The following is a 1,683-nucleotide window of genomic DNA, read 5'->3' on the forward strand; positions in this document are numbered from 1 at the left end:
CTTCAAAAATGTTTCGTGGCAAACTTATAATATATCTGACCTCTGTTTCTTGAAGTATAAACGTTCTTATATACTTATACTGAGGGTTTGACAATATGCCATCAGGTAATACAATTATTACAAATCCATTATGTCTACATAGATTTATAAATATCTCTAAGAAAAGAATTTCTACCGCTTGGCTTCGCATAAGATTGCCGTTCCTGTGGGCTAATTTATAATTTGAGAGAATTTGTGATGTAGCAATTCTGTGAAACCAACTGCTGAATGGAGGATTACCTACGACAAGGTCAAATCCACCTTTCGAGATTATACTTTGAAACTCGTTTCTTTGCCAAGTTTCCCGTAGAAGAGCATCACCATAAAAGAGGCTAGCACTTTGGAAAGTAGATTTCTTAAGTTTGCCAATGACCTCTTTGTCTATATCCACCCCAAATAACCTTACTTTCGTCCATTTTTTTGCAGCGATTTTAAGGAATACACCATTACCCACTGCGGGGTCTATTATGTTCTCAATTTTTGAATCTGGAACTATCGAGAGAGCTTTTTCTACTGCGAACTCTGGGGTAAAATACTGATTGTGATTCTTCCTGTTTTGATGTTTTTGAACCTTAACATCTTCAACAGGAAATAGACATTGCTGGACTAAAGCCATAACATAGCCTCCGGGAAAACTTTTTCATAACATTTCGCCTAATTTCAAGTTAAGCTTCTTTGCTATTTGATAATAATCAGTAATGGAAGAAAGCATTAATTCTAAATTTTTAAGGAAAGCATTACAAAAGTTTCTCCCTCGTCTGGCATTATCACTTACTGCAACCAACTTTGCCATTTTATAGAAATTTTTAACCTTTTCATCCGATATTGACTCAATAGTCTCATCCAGTGTTTTATTTTCCGCATCAAATAAAGGTGTTCCTATTTTGTCTTTTATACTTCTTTTTAAATTTATGATGTCTGTCAAAACATCTATAGACTCTACCTTAACCTTGCTTTGAAGCACACAAAGGGGAGATATATCAATACCAACACAGTTCATGCCCAAAAGTTGAGCCTCCAAAGCAGTTGTTCCACTTCCTATAAATGGATCAAGAATAGTGTCGCCTTGATTAAGTCCGATTATATTTAAAAGGGACCTAATCATCTGGGGATGGAACTTACCTTTGTAAGGATAAATCCAATGGGTAAGGTATTGATTTACAGACCTTGTTCTGTTTTTCTGAATTATTTGAAGATAATCGGTAAATCTTTTACCAACGGATTTTAAATATGCAGTTCGTTTTATCAGTCTTTCGTCCAAGTCGTTTGATTGGTTATTAATTTTAAACTCTCTTAATCCATTTGTAGCAACAAAATCGACACCTAACGCCCTCAATTCTAACTGTGCTAATAACAATTCATAGATAAACTGAACATTGTCTAACAATGTTACATCTGAGTTAGATGGTTGTTTCATATCGTATGCCCAGAATTCCTGGATTTCCTCGGCCTTTTTCATCATCTTCAGCCCTTTGTATGTTTCTGTCATTGATTTATCCTCTTATATTTATTGCGTATAACGATAGAGCTCACCTGCTGCGAGGGGGAATTACCACTAAACTTTGTAAGCAAGATAAAACTCTGGGAAATTACAAAACTATCTCAATCACGCCACAGCCCCTCGCAGTCAGGTGCAGCGAAGGG

At 35.8% G+C, this 1,683-nt stretch carries 2 protein-coding genes; both read right to left on the reverse strand.

All coding sequences use genetic code 11. The annotated features are described in order from the left end of the window. Positions 1–655 (reverse strand): N-6 DNA methylase (locus AB1414_20420; protein MEW6609777.1); only part of this gene is annotated, 655 nt, incomplete at its 3' end. Positions 656–679: 24 nt separating this feature from the next. After that, entirely contained in the window at positions 680–1,528 is an 849-nt protein-coding gene (locus AB1414_20425; GenBank protein MEW6609778.1) for a DNA methyltransferase, read from the reverse strand. Positions 1,529–1,683 lie beyond the last annotated feature (155 nt).

The organism is bacterium, from assembly GCA_040755795.1.
Lineage (GTDB): Bacteria > UBA9089 > CG2-30-40-21 > CG2-30-40-21 > SBAY01 > JBFLXS01.